The 22,321-nt window shown below is 55.1% G+C and carries 22 protein-coding genes and 1 tRNA gene; 15 read left to right on the top strand and 8 right to left on the bottom strand.

The window, feature by feature from the left end; translation table 11 throughout:
- Positions 1-25: 25 nt before the first annotated feature.
- Positions 26-928 (top strand): pantoate kinase, encoded by a 903-nt coding sequence (locus tag TIRI35C_RS10145; RefSeq protein ID WP_188202737.1) that lies wholly within the window; start codon positions 26-28, stop codon positions 926-928.
- 43 nt (positions 929-971) lie between these two features.
- On the top strand, positions 972-2,651 hold the full coding sequence (locus tag TIRI35C_RS10140) for an ATP-dependent DNA ligase (RefSeq protein ID WP_188203228.1): 1,680 nt from the start codon (positions 972-974) through the stop codon (positions 2,649-2,651).
- Here the strand turns inward: TIRI35C_RS10140 and TIRI35C_RS10135 are convergent.
- Positions 2,635-3,372 (bottom strand): PrsW family glutamic-type intramembrane protease, encoded by a 738-nt coding sequence (locus TIRI35C_RS10135; RefSeq protein WP_188202736.1) that lies wholly within the window; start codon positions 3,370-3,372, stop codon positions 2,635-2,637. The genes TIRI35C_RS10140 and TIRI35C_RS10135 overlap by 17 nt on opposite strands.
- A gap of 116 nt (positions 3,373-3,488) precedes the next feature.
- Between TIRI35C_RS10135 and pyrE the strand changes: the two genes are divergently transcribed.
- Positions 3,489-4,040, top strand: coding sequence for an orotate phosphoribosyltransferase (pyrE, locus tag TIRI35C_RS10130; protein WP_188203227.1), 552 nt, complete (start codon positions 3,489-3,491; stop codon positions 4,038-4,040).
- Here pyrE and TIRI35C_RS10125 read toward each other — a convergent pair.
- Both TIRI35C_RS10125 and TIRI35C_RS10120 read right to left on the bottom strand, forming a co-directional pair.
- Positions 3,996-4,829, bottom strand: a complete 834-nt coding sequence (locus TIRI35C_RS10125; RefSeq protein WP_188202735.1) for a MinD/ParA family ATP-binding protein — start codon at positions 4,827-4,829, stop codon at positions 3,996-3,998. The two genes, pyrE and TIRI35C_RS10125, sit on opposite strands and share 45 nt — an antisense overlap.
- Before the next feature lie 53 nt (positions 4,830-4,882).
- Entirely contained in the window at positions 4,883-5,098 is a 216-nt protein-coding gene (locus TIRI35C_RS10120) for a helix-turn-helix domain-containing protein (RefSeq protein WP_188202734.1), read from the bottom strand.
- Positions 5,099-5,206: 108 nt separating this feature from the next.
- Between TIRI35C_RS10120 and rlmD the strand changes: the two genes are divergently transcribed.
- Together rlmD and lrpA are read left to right on the top strand one after the other, a co-directional pair.
- A complete protein-coding gene (rlmD, locus tag TIRI35C_RS10115; protein WP_188202733.1) occupies positions 5,207-6,460 on the top strand; it encodes a 23S rRNA (uracil(1939)-C(5))-methyltransferase RlmD in 1,254 nt (417 codons plus the stop codon).
- Between the two features lie 68 nt (positions 6,461-6,528).
- Positions 6,529-6,954, top strand: coding sequence for an HTH-type transcriptional regulator LrpA (gene lrpA / locus TIRI35C_RS10110; RefSeq protein ID WP_188203226.1), 426 nt, complete (start codon positions 6,529-6,531; stop codon positions 6,952-6,954).
- Positions 6,955-7,168: 214 nt separating this feature from the next.
- Here the strand turns inward: lrpA and TIRI35C_RS10105 are convergent.
- Positions 7,169-7,309: transfer RNA gene (locus TIRI35C_RS10105), tRNA-Trp, on the bottom strand.
- Positions 7,310-7,400: 91 nt separating this feature from the next.
- On the opposite strand from TIRI35C_RS10105, the gene TIRI35C_RS10100 reads away from it, so the two are divergent.
- The 3 genes from TIRI35C_RS10100 (at position 7,401) to gor (ending at position 11,012) form a co-directional block, all read left to right on the top strand.
- Positions 7,401-7,637 carry a hypothetical protein gene (locus TIRI35C_RS10100; protein WP_188203225.1) on the top strand — a complete coding sequence of 79 codons (237 nt, stop codon included), beginning with the start codon at positions 7,401-7,403 and terminating at the stop codon, positions 7,635-7,637.
- Positions 7,638-7,762: 125 nt separating this feature from the next.
- The gene (fbp, locus tag TIRI35C_RS10095; protein ID WP_188202732.1) at positions 7,763-8,890 is read left to right on the top strand and encodes a fructose-1,6-bisphosphate aldolase/phosphatase; all 1,128 of its coding nucleotides are present in this window, start codon (positions 7,763-7,765) and stop codon (positions 8,888-8,890) included.
- Positions 8,891-9,053: 163 nt separating this feature from the next.
- Positions 9,054-11,012, top strand: a complete 1,959-nt coding sequence (gene gor / locus TIRI35C_RS10090) for a glyceraldehyde-3-phosphate:ferredoxin oxidoreductase (RefSeq protein ID WP_188202731.1) — start codon at positions 9,054-9,056, stop codon at positions 11,010-11,012.
- Between the two features lie 92 nt (positions 11,013-11,104).
- On the opposite strand, the gene TIRI35C_RS10085 is transcribed toward gor, so the two are convergent.
- Entirely contained in the window at positions 11,105-12,802 is a 1,698-nt protein-coding gene (locus TIRI35C_RS10085) for a prenyltransferase/squalene oxidase repeat-containing protein (RefSeq protein ID WP_188202730.1), read from the bottom strand.
- 267 nt (positions 12,803-13,069) lie between these two features.
- Between TIRI35C_RS10085 and TIRI35C_RS10080 the strand changes: the two genes are divergently transcribed.
- The 7 genes from TIRI35C_RS10080 to TIRI35C_RS10050 all read left to right on the top strand — a co-directional run bounded on the left by TIRI35C_RS10080 (position 13,070) and on the right by TIRI35C_RS10050 (position 20,457).
- On the top strand, positions 13,070-14,332 hold the full coding sequence (locus TIRI35C_RS10080) for a phytoene desaturase family protein (RefSeq protein WP_188203224.1): 1,263 nt from the start codon (positions 13,070-13,072) through the stop codon (positions 14,330-14,332).
- Positions 14,333-14,479: 147 nt separating this feature from the next.
- Complete coding sequence (gene arcC, locus TIRI35C_RS10075; RefSeq protein WP_188203223.1) at positions 14,480-15,427, top strand: carbamate kinase; 948 nt, start codon at positions 14,480-14,482, stop codon at positions 15,425-15,427.
- Positions 15,428-15,474: 47 nt separating this feature from the next.
- Positions 15,475-16,320 carry an SDH family Clp fold serine proteinase gene (locus tag TIRI35C_RS10070; RefSeq protein ID WP_188202729.1) on the top strand — a complete coding sequence of 282 codons (846 nt, stop codon included), beginning with the start codon at positions 15,475-15,477 and terminating at the stop codon, positions 16,318-16,320.
- A 138-nt stretch (positions 16,321-16,458) separates the two neighbouring features.
- Positions 16,459-17,361: a coiled-coil protein gene (locus TIRI35C_RS10065; RefSeq protein WP_188202728.1), complete on the top strand. Its 903-nt coding sequence runs from the start codon at positions 16,459-16,461 to the stop codon at positions 17,359-17,361.
- Positions 17,362-17,370: 9 nt separating this feature from the next.
- A complete protein-coding gene (gene arcS / locus TIRI35C_RS10060) occupies positions 17,371-19,077 on the top strand; it encodes an archaeosine synthase subunit alpha (RefSeq protein ID WP_188202727.1) in 1,707 nt (568 codons plus the stop codon).
- Positions 19,078-19,079: 2 nt separating this feature from the next.
- Positions 19,080-20,009 carry a hypothetical protein gene (locus tag TIRI35C_RS10055; RefSeq protein ID WP_246454765.1) on the top strand — a complete coding sequence of 310 codons (930 nt, stop codon included), beginning with the start codon at positions 19,080-19,082 and terminating at the stop codon, positions 20,007-20,009.
- A gap of 151 nt (positions 20,010-20,160) precedes the next feature.
- Positions 20,161-20,457: a DUF2103 domain-containing protein gene (locus TIRI35C_RS10050; protein ID WP_188202726.1), complete on the top strand. Its 297-nt coding sequence runs from the start codon at positions 20,161-20,163 to the stop codon at positions 20,455-20,457.
- Here the strand turns inward: TIRI35C_RS10050 and TIRI35C_RS10045 are convergent.
- The 3 genes from TIRI35C_RS10045 to TIRI35C_RS10035 are packed head-to-tail and all read right to left on the bottom strand — an operon-like array spanning position 20,454 to position 22,317.
- Entirely contained in the window at positions 20,454-21,116 is a 663-nt protein-coding gene (locus TIRI35C_RS10045) for an ABC transporter ATP-binding protein (RefSeq protein ID WP_188202725.1), read from the bottom strand. The genes TIRI35C_RS10050 and TIRI35C_RS10045 overlap by 4 nt on opposite strands.
- Positions 21,113-21,550 (bottom strand): hypothetical protein, encoded by a 438-nt coding sequence (locus TIRI35C_RS10040; RefSeq protein WP_188202724.1) that lies wholly within the window; start codon positions 21,548-21,550, stop codon positions 21,113-21,115. Before TIRI35C_RS10040 ends, TIRI35C_RS10045 begins: the two co-directional genes overlap by 4 nt.
- Entirely contained in the window at positions 21,547-22,317 is a 771-nt protein-coding gene (locus tag TIRI35C_RS10035; protein WP_188202723.1) for an ABC transporter permease, read from the bottom strand. The genes TIRI35C_RS10040 and TIRI35C_RS10035 overlap by 4 nt, the downstream gene beginning before the upstream one ends.
- Positions 22,318-22,321: the final 4 nt, after the last annotated feature.

The raw sequence follows: 22,321 nt of genomic DNA, 5'->3' as shown, positions 1-22,321 counted from the left end.
TGACCCTCTTCTTGGAGGTGAGAGGTTGCTCGTTAGAACCTTCGTTCCAGCCCACATAACGGCATTCTTCGTTCCGGTCTTTCACGATGACCCGCTCAAGGCCGGCTCCCTCGGGGCCGGGATAAACCTCGATAAAGGAACCAACGTCTTCGCGAGCATAGAAACCGGCACGCTTGAGAGGCACATCCACATAGCCTTCAACGGCGAACCTGTTGGGAAGAAGAGGGCAATCATAAGCTACTCCGTCGCGGATGAGCTGGTTCCAAATGATTTCGTGGGTGAGGTTGAAATCTGGCAGTACTTCGACTTCCCGAACGGTTACGGCTTCGGCAACAGCGCGGGAGGAGCTTTGGGAACTGCCTTGGCGTTGAGCTACACCTTCGGGGGGACGTGGCTTAAGGCTGCTCAGACAGCGCACAGACACGAGGTACTCAACAGGGGCGGTCTCGGGGACGTTGTGGGCCAGCTGGCCGGCGGGATAGAGGTTCGCGTTAAACCCGGCGGTCCGGGAATAGGTGTGGTGGACAATCTCTTCTTTGAGGATTACCGCGTTCTCGTCGTTCCGCTCGGAAGGCTCTCCACTAGGGAGGTGCTCGATGGGGATGTCGTTAAAGCGATAGAGGTTGAAGGAAAGCTCGCCCTTGAGAAGCTCCTCAGGAGCCCAAGTCCGGAAAGGATGATGCTCTTGGCGAGGGAATTCGCCGAAAAGACGGGCCTCCTGAGCGGCGAGCTCCTTGAGCTGGCGGAGGAACTGGACAAAGTTATCTCCACTCCCAGCTCCATGATAATGCTCGGAAGGGGTCTCTTTGCTCTTCTACGCAAAGATGAAGTGGAGAATGCTATAGGTGTAGTTTCCGACCTCAACCTGCCCTACGACGTGGCCAAAATCCACGAAGGAAAGCCAAAGGTTGGAAGGTGGATTGGCTAAACCCTTTTATCTCCCTATCCCTAACTCCATTCAGGTGGTGGAGATGAAATACACCGAACTCGCTGACCTTTACAAGAGACTTGAAAAAACGACCCTCAAGACCTTAAAGACCAGGTTCGTCGCCGACTTCCTCAAGAGAACCCCAGATGATCTCCTGGAGATAGTCCCCTACCTCATTCTCGGAAAGGTCTTCCCCGACTGGGACGAGAGGGAACTCGGCGTCGGTGAGAAGCTTCTCATAAAGGCCGTCTCCATGGCTACCGGCGTTCCCGAGCGGGAGATAGAGAACTCGGTGAGGGACACCGGCGATTTGGGAGAGAGCGTTGCCTTAGCTTTGAAGAAGAAAAAACAGAAGAGCTTCTTCTCCCAGCCGCTGACGATTAAGAGGGTTTACGACACCTTTGTAAAGATTGCTGAAGCCCAGGGTCAGGGGAGCCAGGACAGGAAGCTGAAGTATCTCGCGAATCTCTTCATGGACGCCCAACCCGAGGAGGGCAAGTATCTGGCAAGAACGGTTCTTGGAACGATGAGAACCGGCGTTGCGGAAGGGCTCATGAGAGACGCTATATCCGAGGCGTTTAAGGTTAAGCCCGAGCTCGTTGAGCGGGCCTACATGCTCACGAGCGACTTCGGCTACGTCGCGAGGGTGGCCAGGCTCGAGGGCAACGAGGGCCTCTCAAAGGTCAGAATCCAGGTGGGCAAGCCCATAAGGCCGATGCTTGCCCAGAACGCGGCCAACGTGAAGGAGGCTTTGGTGGAGATGGGCGGAAAGGCCGCTTTTGAAATAAAGTACGATGGGGCACGCGTCCAGGTTCACAAGGACGGCGATAGGGTCGTTATCTATTCGAGAAGGCTGGAGAACGTGACGAAGTCCATTCCTGAAGTTGTGGACGCCATAAGAGAAAGCGTAAAGGCCGAAAAGGCCATCGTGGAGGGCGAGCTCGTTGCCGTGGGTGAGGGCGGGAAGCCCAGGCCCTTCCAGTACGTTCTTAGGCGCTTCAGGAGAAAGTACAACATCGAGGAGATGATAGAGAAAATCCCTCTGGAGCTGAACCTCTTTGATATACTCTACGTTGACGGTGATGGGCTGATAGATACACCCTTCTCCGAGCGCAGGAAGAAGCTGGAGGAGATAATTTCCCCGGGGGAGCGGATAAGGCTGGCTGAACAGCTGGTAACCACCAGCGCCGACGAGGCGGAGGAATTCTATAAGAAAGCCCTTGAGCTCGGCCACGAGGGTCTGATGGCGAAGCGCCTGGATTCGGTTTACGAGCCCGGGAACAGGGGCAAGAAGTGGCTGAAAATAAAACCCACGATGGAGGACCTTGATTTGGTCATCATAGGTGCCGAATGGGGTGAAGGCAGGCGCGCACACCTCCTCGGCTCCTTCCTGGTTGCTGCCTTTGATCCGCACAGCGGCGAGTTCGTCCCGGTCGGAAAGGTTGGGAGCGGCTTCACCGACGAGGACTTGGCAGAGTTCACCAAGATGCTCAAGCCCCTGATAGTCAGAGAAGAAGGAAAGCTCGTCGAGATAGAGCCAAAGGTCGTTATCCAGGTTACCTACCAGGAGATACAGAAGAGTCCGAAGTACGAGAGCGGCTTTGCCCTCCGCTTCCCGCGCTACGTGGCCTTGAGGGAAGACAAGAGTCCCGAGGAGGCTGACACTATCGAGCGCATAGCCCAGCTCTACGAGTTCCAGGAGAGATTTAAGGCGAAGCGCTGATTTCCTCGGTTTCTCCGGCGTCTTCCCGTATTTTTTCCGTCTCTTCATCCTTCCCTGGAACCAGTTTTCCGGCCAGTTCGGCGGCTTTATTTGCCATGAGCGGTGTCACGAGAAGGAAGCCCGTTGAGAGTCCAGCTAAATACGCCACAACGGTCCCGGAGTAGCCGTCCACCATGGCCAGGGAGGGAAGGTCGTAGAGGGCATGCCCTATCATCGAGAAGGCCAGCCCCGTGAAGCGCTTCCATCCCCTCTCGCCGAGCAGGAAGCCGACCGAGATGGCCGCCCATATGGTGTGCAGTCCCATAAGCACTATTCTAACGGCCACTAGGTATGGTTCTTGGTTCAGGGCGAAGATTCCCGCGGTGTACATTATCCCCTCTATAACCCCGAGAAAGAGGCCCGCACCTATGACGAGCTTCCACTTCTCCCATTCCGGCGAGCGCTCGAAGAACTTCAGGGGCAGGAGCTTCACAGACTCCTCAATTATTCCGGCAGCAAAGGCCAGCGCAACCCACGTCTTGAGGAACAGGAGGGGCGCCTCAAGGACGGAGGCTATGACGAGGCCAAGAATACCGAGGGCGAATCCCTGAACCTTCCAGCCGCTCTCCGGGAAAGAGCGCCACCTCTGGAGGGTGTACTTGACTGCCAGCAGAACGGAGAGACCGCCGACTACGGTTATGATACCAAAGTAGTATCCGATGACCTTCTCCGGCGTGAGCATGGTATTTTCTCCACCATTCTTCCTTATTAACGTTGGCCCCAACTTTTTTAAATTCGATGTGGATTTTTCTCTAGAACTGTCAAGAAATTTACACGAGGGTGTCCAAAATGGAGGATATGAAAGGCCAACTCATCGACATGTTCTTCTCCGAGGGAGCCATACTCTTCGGCCGCTTCGTTCTCACCTCCGGAAAAGAGAGCGACTACTACATCAACGTCAAGAAGCTCTCCACCAACCCGAGGGCACTGAGGATAATCGCGAGGCTGATGGCAGAGAGGACTAAAGCGTTTGGCATCGAGTTCGACAGGATTGCTGGCCCGGAGCTTGGAGCGGTGCCGATAGCGACGGCCCTGTCCCTGGAAACCGGAAAGCCCCTCGTCATAGTCCGCAAGAAGCCCAAGGAACACGGCACGGGAAGCCAGATCGAGGGAGAGGTGAAGTCCGGCGAGAGGATACTCCTCGTCGAGGATGTGACGACCACAGGGGGAAGCGTTCTGCGCGCGGCCAAGATTCTGGAGAAGGCTGGGGCGGAGATAGCAGCTATAAGCGTGGTGGTTGACAGGGAGGAAGGGGCCGGTGAGAGAATAGGGGAGGAGTACCGGTTTATGCCCCTGGTCACGGTTTCAGAGCTTTTTGCCCGCAGGGACTCTGCCGGAGTGAAGGAATGAAAGTATCGCCCCGTAGAGCCTGTGTAGCATACCCTCCTTTTTCTCCCTTCCGAATATCCACTCTTTCAGGATGTCGCCGCTCTCGGCTATCGCCCGCGATGCCTTGGTGTGGGGCGCGTAGTCTATAACCGGCCGACCCATGTTCGTTGCCTCCGGAACTCTGTGATCGAAAGGTATGACGCCGACCACGGGCACGTCCACACTGTACTCGAGGAAGTCGATTATATCGTCCACGCTCTGGGATGATTCCCGCACCTTGTTGAGTATCACGCCAACCTTGAGGCCGTACGCGTCCCCCAGCGATTTAAGCTTCACGACCTCGTTTTCGATCATCCTGTGGACGGAGTGTATCGGGCAGCGCTCTATCTCCACTATGATGAGCTGGTACTGGGCGAGCCGGAAGGTGGATATCGTATCGAAGGGTATGCCGACCGGGGAGTCTATTATCGTGATGTTATACTTGGACTGTATCTCCCTCACTATCTCCCTCAGTCTTTTCTGATCCAGGTTGATGACGTCGTAGAGCTTTGAACTGCCCGGGAGTATGTCAACGCCCGTTCTGGGGTCGTGGTACACCGCCTGAACAACCCTCATGTTCGGATTCTTCAGAAGGGTGTGGATGTTGTACTGGGGGTTGTATATCCCGAAGTGAAAGGCGAGCTTTGGAAGGTACAGGTCACCGTCCACGACGAGCGAGCGGTAGCCCCTCCGTGAGAAGTACGTACTCAGGTTTGCGCTCATCGTTGTTTTTCCCGCACCCCCCCTCCCTGTGATCACTATGGATACCATTGACCTGCCTCCTGTTGCATTAATTCTACAAAAGATAAATTATTGAAAGGGGCTCAGATGTAGTCCCCTATTGTTTTGGCGCGAACCATTATGGCGGCCTTGTCTTGGCCGTAGAAGACCTCAACGAGACCGTCGGATTCCAGCTCCTTCACGGCCCTGAAGACCGCGGGTGCGGGTGTCTCGAGTTCGGCGCTCAGGCTCTGGAGGGCGACCGCCCTCTTTTTTGTGGCGAGTATTCTATACACAGCATCCTTACGCCTGCCGAACATTCGGTGGCACCGTTACTAGTTACGTTAACGAACTAAATAAACCTTCCGTGAGCATGGTTGGCAGGTGTCCAAGGGCAGGTTTATAAAGCGTATCGGGGAGGGAGGAGTATGCGGGGAATCGTTGAGAGGCTCGATCATGATGGACTGGGCGTTGTACGTGTGGGGAAGAGGGAAATCCACGTTCCTTTCACAGCACCCGGCGACGTTGTTGAAGTGAGAAAATGGCGGAAGAAAAAGAGAACCCTGATTGCCACCGATTTTGAGGTCGTGGAACCTTCCGCCCATAGAGTGGAGCCGGTGTGTCCCAGCTTTGGGGTCTGCGGCGGGTGTCTTCTTCAGCACATCCCCTACGAGAGGCAGGTTGAGTTCAAGGCGGAGAAGCTCTCGGCCCTTCTTGGTATGGACGTCGAAGTTATTCCATCACCCATGATTTACGGTCACAGAAACCGCATCGATGTTGTCATTTCGACAAATGGGATTGGGTTCAGGAGGCGCGGTACCTGGTGGGACGCGGTTGACATCGGGTGGTGCCCCGTCTTCGGCGAATCCAGCGGAAGGGTTCTCAGATCCTTGAGGGAGTTTATAGAGGACTTTAAGCCGAGTCTGTACGAGATACGGAAGAACGAAGGCTTTTTGCGCTACATCGTCATCCGTGAGGGCAAGTTCACGGGTGAACTGATGGTGAACCTCGTTACCTCGGAGGGCAGTCTTCCTGAGTCCTTTCCCGACTATTTTGACTATGCGGACTCGGTGTACTGGAGTGTGAACAGGACCCCGAGCGACGTCTCCTATGGAGAGATAGAGCGCTTCTGGGGAAGCGAGTTCATACGGGAGCGTCTTGACGACGTTACCTATCTGATCCATCCAAACAGCTTCTTCCAGACGAACAGCTATGCCGCTGTAACGCTGGTTAGGAAGGTGGCCGAACTGGTCGACGGTGGGAAAGTCCTCGATCTCTACTCCGGTGTGGGAACCTTTGGCATCTATCTTGGCAAAAGGGGATTCTCCGTTGAGGGAATTGAGGTAAATCCCTTTGCGGTGGAGATGGCGAACAGAAACGCCGAGCTCAACGGCGTTGATGCCGCGTTCAGGGTTGGGCAGGATAAGGATGTCGAAAATCTTTCTGAATACGATACTGTAATAGTTGATCCGCCAAGGGCGGGATTGCATCCCAAACTGATAAGGAAAATCTTAAAAGACAAACCGCAAAGCATCGTCTACGTCTCCTGCAATCCAAAGACCCTTGTTCAGGACCTTGAGGCACTGGGAGAGCAGTACGCGGTCGAAAGCGCCACCGGCATTGACATGTTCCCGCACACGCCCCACGTGGAGACGGTTGTCAAACTTAAACTTGGGGTTTAATTTTAGAACCCCTGGGTTCAAAAACTTAATATACTTGGTCTGCATAGAGGTAAATAGAGGTGATGAAAATGCTTGACGAGAGAGATAACATCATAATCGAGATGCTCACCAAGGACGCCCGCACTCCGTTCACGGAGATAGCGAAGGTCCTGGGCATAAGTGAGACCGCCGTAAGGAAGCGTGTAAAGGCCCTGGAGGAGGCGGGGGTTATAAAGCAGTACACCGTCGTGGTGGATCCATCGAAGCTCGGCTACAACCTCGTCAGCCTCACGGGCGTTGACACGCTGCCGGAGAAGATATTCGACGTTGCGAGCAAGCTCAAGGAGTTCGATTTCGTGAGGGAGGTGTACCTGACCAGTGGTGACCACATGATAATGGCCGAGGTCTGGGCCAGGGATGGGGAGGACCTCTCCGACATAATCTCCAACAAGATAGGCAGGCTTGATGGCGTCACCAAGGTCTGCCCTGCGATAATCCTGGAGAAGCTGAAGTGAGGCACGCCACCGGCGTGCATTCCTCTGATTTTTGCGAGTTTTTGCCGGGATTCGGTCGAAAAAGTGAGAGTTCTTAATTAGAAACAACTCAGAAATGGCTTTGGGGAGAATCGCCAATTGGTCAAAAACTCTTTTGGGGCCGTCGTCCCTTAAAAACTGGCACTTCGAAAGGAATCACAAACTTTGATGAAACTTTTCGTCAGAAAAGTTTCAATGGTGGGGGCACGGGGATTTGAACCCCGGTCCGCGGGTTTCTCCGGGTCAGAGCTCCAAAGGCTCATCCCCAAATCAGCAAACCCGCAAGTCCTCATACCTCTGGAGCCCGCGATGATGGACCAGGCTACACCATGCCCCCGTCCAGCTTAAGCTTAGCGGGAAGAGGTTTATAAACTTTGCTCCCGGAAGTTTTATTAACTTTGGCTTACAAAAATATTCTGGTGATTACCGTGGAGGAGCCAGTGGTTATTGGAAAGGACAAGTTCAAGATAAGCGACGACGAGACCGCCAGGAGGGAGCTCCGCATAGTCAAGGTCAGTGACGACGTTATTCAGGTTCAGGAAGAGGTGCACGGCATCATAGCCCTCGTCGGGGCGAGCTCCAGTGTCAACATCAAGAAAGAGGAACTCAGGAACCTTATCAATGTAGCCAGGGAGGAGTTTGGCTGGACGGACATCTGCGAGTGAGGTCCCTCTCGTTCTTACTCCTGCACCCTTAGACTTCCCGAATTTTGACTCCTTTTTGTGTATCATCGACGGTGATATTAACGTTTTATAAGCATAAAAGTGGTTAAAGCTATCGGTGGTTGCCAATGGCAGTTGGAGAAAAGATAACCCTCAGCGTGATCAAGGCCGACATCGGCGGCTGGCCGGGGCACTCGAGGGTGCACCCTCAGCTCGTCGAGACGGCCGAGGAAGTTCTCTCAAAGGCCGTCGAGGACGGAACCATCATTGACTTCTACGTCGCCACCTGCGGAGATGACCTTCAGCTCATCATAACCCACAGGAAGGGTGTTGACAGCTCCGAGATACACGGCCTGGCCTGGAAGGCCTTCGAGGAGGCCACCAAGGTTGCCAAGGAGCTCGGCCTCTACGGTGCCGGCCAGGACCTCCTCAAGGACGCCTTCAGTGGCAACATAAGGGGCATGGGTCCCGGAATAGCCGAGATGGAGATAACCCTCAGGAAGAGCGAGCCCGTTGTCACGTTCCACATGGACAAGACCGAGCCGGGAGCATTCAACCTGCCGATATTCAGAATGTTCGCGGACCCGTTCAATACAGCTGGCCTCGTCATCGACCCGAACATGCACATGGGCTTCCGCTTTGAGGTCTGGGACATAAAGGAGCACAAGCGCGTGATCCTTAACACTCCTGAGGAGCTCTACGACCTCCTCGCCCTCATCGGCGCCAAGAGCAGGTACGTCATCAAGCGCGTTTTCCCGAAGGAGGGGCACAAGATACCCAAGGACGAGCCGGTCGCTGTTGTGAGCACCGAGAAGCTCTTTGAGATAGCCGGCGAGTACATAGGGAAGGACGACCCCGTCGCGATAGTCCGCGCCCAGAGCGGACTGCCGGCCCTTGGTGAGGTTCTCGAGCCCTTTGCCTTCCCGCACCTTGTCAGCGGATGGATGAGGGGTTCCCACAACGGCCCGGTCATGCCGGTCCCGATGCACCAGGCCAACCCGACGAGGTTCGACGGCCCGCCGCGCGTCGTCGCCCTCGGCTGGCAGATAAGCCCAGAAGGGAAGCTCGTCGGTCCGGTTGATCTCTTCGACGACCCGGCCTTCGACGGCGCCAGGCAGAAGGCTCTGGAGATAGCAGAGTACATGCGCAGGCACGGCCCGTTCGAGCCCCACAGGCTCCCGATGGAGGACATGGAGTACACCACCCTCCCGGGCGTCCTCAAGAGGCTCGAGGAGAGGTTCGAGAAGATCGAGTGATCCCTTCCTTTTTCTCCATTGGTCTCTGCAGCTGCCCTCAGCCGTCCCGATTGCTAAAGGTTTTTATAACCTCCCGCCCAACTTTTTTGATAGGCCCATCGGAAGCCTTAAATATTCTTCAGCCCAAAACTAACACTCGGAGTGATACACAGGGGTGGGAGTCATGAAGTTCACAGTTCTCAGGCTCAATCTGGACGAGAAGAAGGTGGAGAGTGAGGAGCTGGAGAGGGACGGGATATATGGGGTCATAGACTATGGCATAGAGGTTCACGAGAACCTCGAAACCTACGGGGTTGAGCCATACGACCCGAAGAACGTCGTGGTTATGGGGATGGGGCCCTTCTCGGGCTCGACCCTGCCCGGAGCACACAGGCTCATGTTCTTCTTCCGTTCCCCCCTCTACGGAACCCTGTTCCCCTCCGCCATGGGCGGAGCGGCTTACGCCTTCAAGAACGTGGGTATTGATTTCGTGACCTTCGAGGGCAAAGCCGAGAAGCCCGTCGTTGTTCTCCTCTACAACGATGGAGAGAGCGTGAGGGTTGAGCTCCACGAGATCGAGCTTGAGAAGGTCATCGAGATATGGAGGGGCTACAAGGATGAGGAAGGAGTCTATGCCCTCACTCAGTACCTCATCGATACCTTTGGCGATAAGTTCGACTTCGAGTACCGCATAGCCGTTGTAGGGCCCGCCGCTCTAAACACCAACTACGGCGCGATATTCTCCCAGGCGCTCAGGAAGGGAGAACGCTTGGTTGGCAGTGAGGACTGGGCCGCTCGCGGGGGCTCTGGAAGCGTTTTGCTTAGAGCCCACAACGTCGTCGGAATAATCTTCGGCGGGAAGCCGAGGAAGAGAACCTTCCCGGGAGAGGACATCGGCAACTTCAGAACGGCCAAGGGCATAGTTGAAGGCGTCCACAAGAAGCCCTACAACGAGATTATAAGTGAGAAGACCACCAAGTACCGCTTCAACCCCAAGCTCAACACTGGCGGAACCTTCGGCGGCAACTACCCGGCCGAAGGCGACTTCGTTCCGGTACTCAACTGGCAGATGCCATACATCGAAAAGGAAGAGCGCATAAAAATCCACGAGAACATAATGAAGCACTACTGGGGGCCCTTCAACGAAGAAGCCATAAAGCCGAAGAACTGGACGACGTGTGGCGAGCCGTGCCCGGTGGTCTGTAAGAAGTACCGCCGCGGCCACCACGTTGAGTACGAACCCTACGAGGCCAACGGTCCGCTCAGCGGAAGCATCTCCCTAAGGGCAAGCGACATAAGCGTCCACGCGGCAGATGCGATGGGCTTCGACGCCATAGAGTTCGGTGGAACTGCCGCATGGGTGTTGGAGTTAATCCACCGCGGTCTGCTCAAGCCGGAGGAGGTGGGCATAAGCGGAAAGCCGGAGTTCACCAAAGAGGCCCTTCTTGAGAGACCGGTGGAGGCGAGCGAGGTCAATGCCAAGCTCGTGGCTGAATTAGCCCACCGCGTTGCCTTCGCCGAGAACGAAATAGCAAAGATAATCGGCCTCGGAAAGAGGAAGGCCAGCGTTATCCTCGACGAGAGGTTCAAGGACAGGCTGAAGTACGGCGAGAGCTTCAAGGACTACGGCGTCTTCGTTCCGCTCGGCGAGAACGGAGAGATGACGCCGACGATGTACTGGGCGATAGGCAACTACATACCGCTCCCGATTCAGGGTCGCTACTGGACCTTCTACCAGTTCGGCGTCTTCCTTGAGCCGGAGGAGCTGGCGAGCAAGATAATAGCGAGCGCCCTCTGGGAGTTCTGGTACGACAACGTCGGCTGGTGCAGATTTCATAGAGGCTGGATGAAGCCAGTCCTTAAGGCCCTCTTCATGGACGCCTACGGCGAGAACGTTGACATGGAGGAACACGCCAAGAAGCAGATTAAGAGGCTCATAGAGTACGCCAAGAAAGCAGGCTACACCCCGGCGTTCTGGGACAGCATGCGCGTCATAGACCTTGTTTCAGCGGGAAGCGAGGAGTTCGGAAACGAGCGCTGGGCCGAGAAGTTCAGAATCGACAAGGTCGGCACCGCCAAGGAGTATCTTGAGAGGGTTCTTGACGCATACAGCGAGGCTCTCGGTGTGGACTGGAGGCTCTGAGTTTTCATTTTTCTATCTATTTGCGGGAAGAACGATTGTCGGTTTTCTACCCTATGACTGGCTCAAATCTAAAAATGTAAAAATGCGGCTGGCTAATGATAACCAAGAAACCTGAGTGTATCGAGCGCTAAAAACGTTGGTATCGACCCTCCCTGCTCGGGGTGCTCGCAGGGGGCGTAGGAGAAGAAGCCATAGGGACACTTCCTCAGCTCAAGCGCCTTTACTATCTCTTCTTTCCCGTCAATCTTGGCCCCCATTGAACTTAGAGCCAGCAAAGCGTACCTAGTTATTGGTAGGGACCACCACAATGCGCCGTTTCTGCTGGATTTGATGAACTCCACTGTCTTTTCGTCCCTGTATTCGTACCCAAGCTCATTGAGGATCAGGACAGAGTAAAGAGTTATTTCAAGCCGGTTAATTTTTATCTTTGATATTTTGCTACCAAATCCACCATCGCTATCCCTAAGTCCCAAAACGAAGGAGGTCACGTTTTCCTTCCATTGTTCATCGATCTCAATGCCCAGTTCCCTGCTCGTTACGAGGAGATAGTATATATCCTTCAGCAGGTGGTGGTTTTGATAAACCTCCGAGAGGTTCATGTTGGCGATGAAGCTTTTCAGACGGGGTTCTACTCTCGTTTTAAGATCACTGTTGGACACACCAAGCTTCTTTAGTGCCCTGTATTCAACCCATATCAGGCTCGGTTTACTCTCCCGTGAGATTTCGGTGAGCAGGTAGTTCCTGACTGCCGTCTCACTGGGCACCGTTGAATTCAAAAGCTTAAGGGTCATCACGGAGAAGGCAGTGCCCACGGGATTCGGCACAATGTAGTTCGGGATGCCTATGAAACCCCCCAGGGGCCCTTCAAGGGACCGCAGGTAGCTTACAGTGTCTTCTCCGACTTCTCCCCCCGCATAGGTTATCGTCTCCACCGCCCAGTGGGTGGTGTCGATGTATCCCTTTTTGGCACCCCTCGTGTCGGAGTATGAGCCATCAGGGCACTTGTATTTCTGAATACTCGTTAGTATTTTTCTCCTCAGCGTTTCGTTTTTGATGTGCTCCTCCCGCATGAATCTCGCCATGGTTTTGAGGTCGAAGAAACCAAGGTTCTCTATTCTACGGGATGCCTCATCAAACACGGCCCTCGCGGTGTCATACATCACGGTGTAGTTAGGTATTTCATAGGAGGAATATCCCGACTCCAGAAGAAGCCCCCTGAGCTGAAGGAAGTCCCACAGGAAGTCCAGTGAGTGCTCCGGCCTCAGCTCGAGCCAGAGGGACATGGAAACGTTCTTCGCCAGGGTGGAGTTAAGCAGAATGAGAGTTTTTGCATGCAGAAATGTGTAATTTGACCTCTCCATGTCCTCAATGATGAAGTTTTCGAAGGCCCCCCTGTTTCTGGGGCTTATATTGAACTCTTTAAAGAGTGCTAACAGGTAATAGGCGTCAAGAACCGAAGGATAATTCCGACCGCTGTAAAAATTCTCCTCTTCTTCTCTCAGGAACTCCATGGTTTTTTCGGGATGTGCTGGACTCAGGTTCAGAAGGGCCAGCGTCATCACGCCGTGATATGTATGGTACAGGCTTGGGAGTATTGTAAAAGAGACGTCACCGTTCCAGCCACCTGTAACCGGATCCTGGACGAGGTAAAGGCGCCTTACCGTCCAGTTTGTCCATGAGGGAGTTGTTATATTGAGTGCAGTGGCGTTTTCAGTGTGCGTTTTCGTTATTGAGATGACGGCCGTGATGCTCAATAAAATCAAAAGGGTAGCTAGGATTTTTTCCCTCATCGTCCCACCTCAAAACGCGGATGAATCAATTGCCACGTACGTGCTCGCGGAGAGGCTTTCGTTTTTGCGATATATAATTCACTGACCTTTATAAGCTTTTCATTTACTATGAGTAAACTTTCTTCGTTTTTTTCTGGTACAATTTTTTTCGGAGTTAAGGTTTTCCAGTAGGATCGACGAAAATACGCCTGAGTAAAGGACTTGCATAGCCATGCAATAGGTAAACCCTTATATTCTCCCCTTCCCTCAGGTTTTCAGGTGAGAGAAATGAGGGCAGTTGTAATAGGCTCCGGAATCGGCGGCCTTCTGACGGCCTCGTTCCTGGCCAAAAACGGCTACCAAGTTACCGTCATTGAAAAAGCCCCCTACACTGGCGGTCGCTTCACCAATCTAAACTACAGGGGCTTCGGCCTCTCTACTGGAGCGTTCCACATGCTTCCCCACGGTGAGGACGGGCCTTTAGCGCACCTCCTTAAGCTCCTTGAGGCAAACGTCCAAATAGTGAACTCGAATCCAAAGGGCATGATTTTCTACAACGGGAGAACCTTCCACTACCGCGATGGCTGGAAGTACCTGAGCTTCACCGAAAAAGCCAGGGCAATGAAGCTCCTGGCAGATATAAAGAGGAACAAACTGCCGAAGGGAGAAGAGGCCGAGATGAGCGGGAGAGAATGGATAAGGGAAAGGATAGGCGACAACGAGTTCGTTGACCTCTTCATCAAGAGCTTCCTCGGCTGGGCCGACAGCGTCCTGGACGTTCCTGCTGGTGAGCTGGCGAGGGAGATAAAGGCGGCCCTGAAGTGGGGTGGGCCGGGCTTGGTTAAGGGCGGCTGTAAGTCTATCCCCGACGCGTTGAGCTCAATAATCCTCAGTAACGGTGGAAGGATAATTACGAAGAAGAGGGCCGTCGAAATCGACCCTGAGGCAAGGAGGGTCATCACCTCCGACGGCGACGAGCTTCAGTACGACGTTCTCATCTCCAACATCGGAATAAAAGAAACCATCGAGCTGATCGGCCGGGACAACTTCGACCGCGAGTACCTCAAGCGCGTTGATTCACTGAAGCCGAGCGAGGGCATAAAGTACAACGTGGCACTGAAGGGTGGATCGAGGATTGGCAACACCGTCGTTTTCACCCTCGATACTGAGAGGGTAAACGGCTACAACGAGCCCTCCTCACTGAGCCCGGAGCTTGCTAAGGAAGGCTACACCCTGATAATGCTCCACCACGCTTTGCAGGGCAGGAACGTCAAGGCAGAGCAGAGGAAGGGCATCGAGGACATTTACAGAATCTTCCCGAACCTCGATGAAGAGGGCGAAATCCTTCTCATCCAGACCTACCTCGACGGGAACCCGGTGAACAGGGTCGCGAGCGGTCAAGTGATTGAGGACTTCCCAATCGAGGACGTCTACATCGTCGGCGATGCGTACAAGCCACCCGGAGGGATAGAGGTTGAAGGCATCGCCCTCGGCGTCATGAGGACGCTCGAGAGGCTTGGGCTGGGAAGCTTCTCCGAGTGGTATCTCTGAGGAGAGCCGCCCTTTTGGGGCCTGCTATTCTTTACCTTTGCCAACTTATTTCCCGGCCTTTCGAACCTTTTTCCAGTGAACAGGGCTGGCTCCTAACGAACGTTTTTATCCTCCCCCGCGTATCTATCCATCCCGGAGGTGAGGGTTATGAAGAGGGTTGTAATAGCTTTGGGCGGTAACGCAATCCTTCAGCGAGGTCAAAAGGGAACCTACGAGGAGCAGATGGCCAACGTCATGAAGACGGCCAGGCAGATAGTGGATATAATCCTAGACGGTGACTACGAGGTTGTAATCACCCACGGAAACGGCCCCCAGGTCGGTGCTTTACTCCTCCACATGGACGCCGGTCAGGCTACTCACGGCATTCCTGCCCAGCCGATGGACGTGGCTGGAGCAATGACTCAGGGCCAGATAGGTTACATGATCCAGCAGGCGATAAGGAACGAGCTGAAGAGACGCGGAATGGACAGGCCGGTGGCGACGATAGTCACCCAGACCATAGTTGACAAGGACGATCCGGCCTTCCAGCACCCCAGCAAGCCGGTTGGACCCTTCTACGACGAGGAGACGGCAAAAAAGCTCGCGAAGGAGAAGGGCTGGACCGTGATAGAGGACTCCGGCAGGGGTTGGAGGAGGGTCGTGCCGAGCCCCGATCCAAAGGGTCACGTTGAAGCTGAAATCATCCAGGACCTCGTTGAGAAGGGCTTCATCGTTATAGCCAGCGGGGGCGGTGGAGTCCCCGTTATCGAGGAGAACGGTCAGCTCAGGGGCGTCGAAGCGGTTATAGACAAGGATCTGGCCGGGGAGAGGCTGGCGGAGGAAGTAAACGCGGACATATTTATGATTCTGACCGATGTGAACGGCGCGGCGGTGAACTTCGGCAAACCCGATGAGCGCTGGTTAGGTAAGGTCACCGTCGAGGAGCTGAAGAAGTACTATGAGGAAGGGCACTTCAAGAAAGGAAGCATGGGACCGAAGGTTTTGGCGGTTATAAGGTTCGTCGAGTGGGGTGGGGAGAGAGCCGTAATAGCTTCCCTCGACAGGGCCGTCGAGGCCCTCGAAGGAAAGACCGGAACGCAGGTCATAAAGGGCTGAACCAAATTCTATAAATATCTCCTCTCCCTCCTTTCTTCGGTGATAACATGGGAGAGGCCGCTACCGGATTCTTCGGCTCACTGCTGTGGTGGCTGTTCTTCATGTACATCCTGCTGTGGCCCCAGATGCAGTACAGGAGCCTTCAGATGGCCAGGGCGAGACTTCTCAAGAGGCTCTCGGAGAAGAGGGGCTCAACCGTCATAACGATGATTCACAGGCAGGAGAGTATAGGCCTCTTTGGAATTCCCTTCTACAAGTTCATAAGCGTCGAGGACAGCGAGGAGGTCCTCCGGGCAATAAGAATGGCTCCCAAGGACAGGCCGATAGACCTGATAATCCACACCCCCGGAGGCCTCGTACTTGCCGCGACGCAGATAGCGAAGGCACTTCACGACCACCCTGCTGAAACGCGCGTCATAGTCCCCCACTACGCCATGAGCGGCGGAACACTGATAGCACTCGCGGCAGACAAGATAATAATGGACCCGCATGCGGTTTTGGGGCCGGTTGACCCGCAGCTCGGCCAGTATCCCGGGCCGAGCATAGTGAGAGCCGTCGAGAGGAAGGGAGTTGACAGGGTGGACGACCAGACCCTCATCCTGGCCGACGTTGCGGAGAAGGCCATAATGCAAGTCCGCGACTTCGTTTACACCCTGCTGAAGGACCGCTACGGCGAGGAGAAGGCCCGGGAGCTTGCCCGGGTGCTCACCGAGGGCAGATGGACGCACGACTACCCGATAACCTATGAGCAGGCCGGGGGGCTGGGCCTTCACGTCAGCACGGACGTTCCGGAGGAGGTTTACGCCCTGATGGAGCTCTACAAGCAGCCAATGAAGCAGAGGGGCACGGTGGAGTTCATGCCGTACACGCAGGGGGGCGAGGTCGGCAAGTGAGGTCTTTTCCCTTTTGTGTTTCCATTTTTCTCCGGTTGAGGGAATTTTGGCCAAAAAGTTTTTATTTGCTCATTCCTTTTTGAGTCCAGAAATGTTTGAGCAGGTCAGCTGTTCTAAAAAGGGAGAGGGGTAAGAGCGATGCAGACGAAAGTGGACCCAGAGGAGATTAAGAGGATCAAGAGGGAGATAGAGGCCCTTGAAAAGGAGAGAAACGAGATAAGGGCCAAACTGGATGAGCTTGAAAAGGAGCTTCAAATCTGGATCCAGAAGAGGGACGAGAAGAACAACGAGGTCAAGGGGCTCCGCCAGAAGGGCAGGGAGTACAAGGCCAAGCGCGATGAAATCAACGCGCAGATACAGGAGCTGAAGAAGAACCGTGAGGAGATAAACGCGAAGCTTGACCTCCTCTATCAGGAAATACTCGAGTACCGCACCAAGAGGGACGAGTACAACCAGCTCCGCAGGCTCAAGATGCCGCCGGCGAAGATCCAGGAGAGGATAGAGAAGCTCGAATGGGAGCTCCAGACCAACCCGAACATCACGCCCGACAGGGAGAAGCAGATCGTGGACCAGATACAGGTTCTCGCCACCGAACTTGAGATACTCCAGCAGGCCGAGCGCTTCCACAAGAAGCTTGTCGAGTCCAGGAAGAAGGTCGATCAGCTCAAGAAGGCCAGGAGGAACATCAGCCTCGAGATACAGAAGCTCGCCAACCAGAGCCAGCAGTTCCACGAGCAGATGATAGCGGCGTTCAACCAGGCGGACGAGGTCAAAAAGGAGGCAGACGAGTACCACGCCAAGGTCGTCGAGCTCCGCGACAGGATCAGGGAAGTCAGGAAGGAGCTCCGCAGCATCGAGAGGAAGATAAGGGAGTATGACGAGAAGCACAAGGAGCTCATCGCCTACAGGCTCGTTGCCAGGATGCACGCCAAGAAGGACGCCAGCTTCGAGAAGGCCGTCGAGGCCCTTGAGAAGTTCAAGAAGGGCGAGAAGCTCACCCTCGACGAGCTGCTCCTCCTCCAGAGGTACAACCTTGTCTGAGGCCTGGCTATGGAAGTCATCAGGCATGAGGGGCCAGGAAGGCTGGGTCTCGTCAGGACAGGGGAGCGCTCATTCAAGACCCCGGCACTGGCAGGGGTAGATTTCACGCTCTCCCCGTTTAACTCCTTCTTCCATCCCCAGGGGCCGGGGGAGTACGATTTCAACCTCGCCCCCGCGATACCCCTCGGCTTCTACACGCCGGACGAGGTTATAGAGAAAGCTTTGGGAAGGCTCTGGAGCGTGAACTACGAGGGCTTCAACGCCTTCTACCTGCCGGCTTTGAGAAGGACCTCCTACCTGGGCGAGTTCTTCAAGATAATCGAGCGCTACAGCTTCGATGCCGTCTATCTGGGCAACTCAAAGATTCTGGTGAGGGAGTACCGCTACTTCGTGAAGATAATCAGGGAGCTGCGCGAGAGGTTCCCCAACGTTATGATAATCGCCGATCTGGAACCGTTCTTCTATCCGCTGGCTGTTTACCTCGGCGTCGATGCCTTCGACACCCGTTCTCTCAAGCTCTACGACTTTGAGGGGAAGGGCTTCACCGGGTACAGTCCGTTCCTCTGGAAAGAAGGGCCGAACTCCATGGATTTCGCGGAGGAGACCGTGTTCCTGGTCAGAAAAGCCCTCAAGGAGGGTAAACTCCGCTACCTCGTCGAGAACTTCTTCAGCACCCAGTACCACGCGGGAATACTCCGCATAGCCGATTTGGAGCATCCCAACTACCTCGAGAAATACACGCCGATCCAGAGGGAGACGGTCTACTTCATCAGCGACGCCTCGATTAGAAGGCCGGAAGTTAGGAGATGGCATTCAAGAGTTGCCGAGCGCTTCGTTCCGCCGAAGAACACCGAACTGGTTCTCCTCTTCCCCTGCTCTGCCAAGAAACCCTACTCCTTCTCCCGCTCGCACACACTCTACCGGAGGGCCGTCAAAGAAGCTTTAGGCTCTGGAATAGCCAAGGTTCACGAACTGATTCTGACTTCTCCCTTCGGTGTCGTTCCGCGGGAATGGGAATGGCTGGCAAAGTACGACATAGTCGTCACCGGTCACTGGAACGAGGAGGAGATTAAACCGGCGGCCGAACTTCTGGCGAAAACCCTTGAAAAGTACCCGAAGGACGTTCCGATAATAGCGCACCTGGATGAAGCCTACGTGGAGATAGCCAAGATGGCCGCTGAAATGACAGGCAGGGAGATAATCTTCACCCGTGTTGAGAACGGGACCACGAGCAAGGAGAGTCTCAGGTCACTAACTGAAACCCTCGGGGAGTTCGAGCTTGAGGGAACCAAGGAAGACAGGACGTACCGCTACTTCGAGGGCATAAGGAAGGTCTTCGACTTCTACTTCGGCGTTGGTGCCGGAGAGGCGGTTCTGCCGGACGGCGGGAATGTCAAGGGCTCCAAGATGCTCCGCCTCTTCATTGACAACCAGCAGACCGGAACCTTCAAGGACGGCGTGATAAGCGTCACACCCTATGGAATGCAGAGGATATACGATGCCCTCGAGGCCTACTGGGTGAAGGTGGACTTCGAGCTCCGCGGCGACGTCTTCGCGGTCGGCGTTGACGAGGCCGATCCGGCAATAAGGCCGGACGACATAGTGGGCATAGTAAGGGACGGAAAGGTAACGGGCGTCGGAAAGGCGGTTTTGGCTGGAGAGGAGATGGTTAGAGCCAGGAAGGGTGTTGCGGTTAAGGTCAGGAAGAGGGCCTAAGTATGAGGAGGGTTCTTGGCCTTCTCCTGTTTCTCCACGTTCTTCTCCTTTCTCTGCCGCCGGGCTCTGCGGACTACCTTGGGGCGGAAAGCCTGGACTTTTACGTCGTCGCTACCTACGGGGACGCGGCGGTGCTGTCGCTTGAATACACCACCTACTCGCCCTCAATGAGCGGCGCACTCGTGCCATCTGCCTGCTGCGTTCACTACAACTTCTACATAAACTCCAGCGGGGCGTATTTCATTGGCAAATCCTGGGAGGTTCCGATGGTTTACCAGTACCGGGGGTTCTACTACCTGTTCGTGGCCTCGATGGACGGCTCGGTCAGGGTTTACCGCATGGGGCTGGACTGCTTTGAGCCGGTCACCGCGGTGAAGTCGAACACCGGTGGGGAGCCTAACTTCGCCGTTGCGGTCCCTTACCTCGTGGTCCAGACCGGGGAGAACGAGCTGGTCGCGGTCAACGTCGCCAGGAACGTTACCGCCGGGGTTCTCGACCTGGGGGAGGCCGAGAGCGGCACCTACTTCAAGGGGGTAACCGTTGTTAAGGGGGAGCACGGCGTTATGCTGACAGGGGATTCCCCCGAAGGGACACCCCGGGCGGTGAACGTTAGCGTGTCCGGGGATGGGCTTGTGATTCCGGGGACGGACATCGAACTGCCCATGAACGCTGTGGCTGCGCACCTGTGGGCCGCAGAGGAGGCGGGATATCTCCAGGCGTACGAACTCGAGAACGCGGTTCTCCTGGTGCCCCCCCAGCATCATGCACTACTTTGCCCCGGACTCCAACTCAAGCGGGGAGCTTCTGGAGTTTGGAAACGAGAGCGTTGGGATCCGGGGGATTTCCAGCCTCTTCGTCCTCTGCTACGACGGTGGTCTGAAGGCCTTTCCCCTGGGGGAGCCCGTGGGGAGCGAATTCAGGGTAACCTCTGAAAACGTGACCCCCACTGGATGCAGCGTACCGCGGGCATACGCCCTCGAATTCTGGGCGGCGGTCGTTCTCCTGGCTCTCATAGGGTTCACCTGGTTCTTCATGGTTCGGCGGTGAGAAAACGCTAAAAAGCGACACCTCCCTTCTTAGACCATGCCGAAGCACTTCCGCAAAGGCGTCAAGAGAGAGCACCACTTCCTGAAGGGCCTTGAGAAGCCCTTGGAGATGATAGCCGCGATACCTGGGGTCAAAAAGGTAATCCCCGGAAGGATATACGCGAGCGATTCAAGGGGCTTCGAGATAAAGGTCTCAAGGGAAACCAAGACTGGCCTTAAGCTCGTTGCCAAGAGCGACGGGAGCGTTCAGGACGTCTTTCTGGTGGTGGACAAAGAGGACAGGAAGAGGGTTTGGGAAGAGATAGAAAAGAAGATGAGGGGTGGGAAAGGCTAAATCTCCTCAATTTTCGGAACCACCTCTTCTGGGGTTCCCGTCATCACAACCTTTCCTGCGGCTATCACGACGATTCTGTCAGCGAACTCAACCAGCGGGCGCCAGATGTGGGAAACCACTACCATGTTGGTTCCCTTTTGGGCCTGCTCTCCGATTACCTTTGCCACTTCCATTATTCCCTCCAGGTCAAGGTTTGCCAGGGGTTCGTCAAGGAGCACCAGCTCCGGCTTTCCGAGGAATGCCTGGGTCAGGCTGATCCTCTTGAGCATTCCAGCAGAGTACTCTCCCATCTTTCTGTCGAGGTAATTCATAGCCGAGAAAAGCTCCGCCGCCTTGAGGACTTCGTCTTTATCCAATCTCTTGACCTCCGCTATGTAACCGAGCCATTCCCTGGCCGTCCTGTGCCTCGGAAGAGCCGGCGGGTCGAAGGAGACGCCTATCCTTTTCCTCAGCCCGTCGTTGCTCCATGGGTTTTCCCCGAGAACCTTGATTTCCCCTTTGCTTGGCCTGTAGAGGCCGGCGCAGAGGTTCAGGAAGGTGCTCTTTCCTCCGCCGTTGGGACCGAGTATAAGCGTTAGTCCTCCGTCTATTTCAAGATTCACCGAATCCAGAGCCACGAGCTTTCCAAACCTCTTCGTGAGGTTTCTCGCGGTTATCATTTCTTCCTCCCCTCCACCAGCAGGATTGCCGCCAGAAGCAGGGCGCTTACTCCACCCAGGCCGTACCTGATGTTGAGCACCGTTACCGAGGGATACCTGTTTATGACCCTGACCGCCATCGTCACCGGTGTCATGGTCTGAACCGAGAAGTAGTAGGGGCCGGAATGCTCCAGCATAACCCTGCCCCTGAAGCTTCCGCTCACGTTCCTCTCAAGGACTGCCCTTCCGCTTTCCGGATCGAAGACCCTGACGGCGTATTCGGTTCCCTCGTCGGCGCTGGAGCTCAGCATGACCATTCCAGAGGAGGGCACGATGATTCCCTGCCCCATGAGAACGACCTCGGAAATCGGCTGGGTCAGCGCGTTCTTCTCTATCGGGAACACCAGGATCGTCATGATGACCATCGACAGCAGTACCGCCTTTAGGAGCCTCATGAGACGTCCCTCCACTCGCTGACTATGAGGGCTACGCCAAGCATTACCACGGGAAGGAGAAGTCCTATATAGAACGAACTGTCAATGAACGCCGCTATCCGATCGAGAGGATAAAACTGGGTGGTGTATGCCTTGAAGAACGCGTCATCAATAGCGGAGGGTGGAAGGCTCCTCAGTTTGAGCACGAGGGGGACGTAGAGGAGTGTGATGCTCCCGAGGAGGGAAGCGAAGGTGTTTGGTGAGAGCATCGCCACCAGGGCTGAGAGGGATACCACGTAGAGCACCATCATCGCCCAGTAGAGGAGATAGCCCGCTAAAAAGCCCTCTCCAAAGAGTGCCCTACTCATCAGCCCGGGAACGTCCCCGTGGATGTAGATGAAGGCAAGGAACGCCGGCAGGATTGAGGCGAGGAAGAGCAGCATCATGGCGGAGAGTGCCTTAGAGAGTACCACCGAGTGGTTCCTTACGGGCAGGCTGTAGACGCTCTTGGCAACCCTGGTGTCCCTGTCATATCTTAGCATCAGCGAGACCAGCAACGCTCCGGTGAGGGCGAATATCGTGTACTCCTCGATCCCCAGCCTTGGCAGGGTGAGGCCAATGTTCTTGGCCGATTCAGAGACTATTACGCTGTCAGGCCCGGCTATCATGAACACAGTATCGTTTCTCGTCAGGCCGGAGAAGAAGGTGATGCCGAGCATGATGAAGCCAAAGATGAAGACGATGAGGTTGTATGGGTCTTCAAGCTCCCACTTTATCTGTGCCCGCATTGCC

Source organism: Thermococcus camini, assembly GCF_904067545.1.
Taxonomy (GTDB): Archaea; Methanobacteriota_B; Thermococci; order Thermococcales; family Thermococcaceae; genus Thermococcus; species Thermococcus camini.
This window is presented reverse-complemented; position numbering and strand designations above follow the sequence as displayed.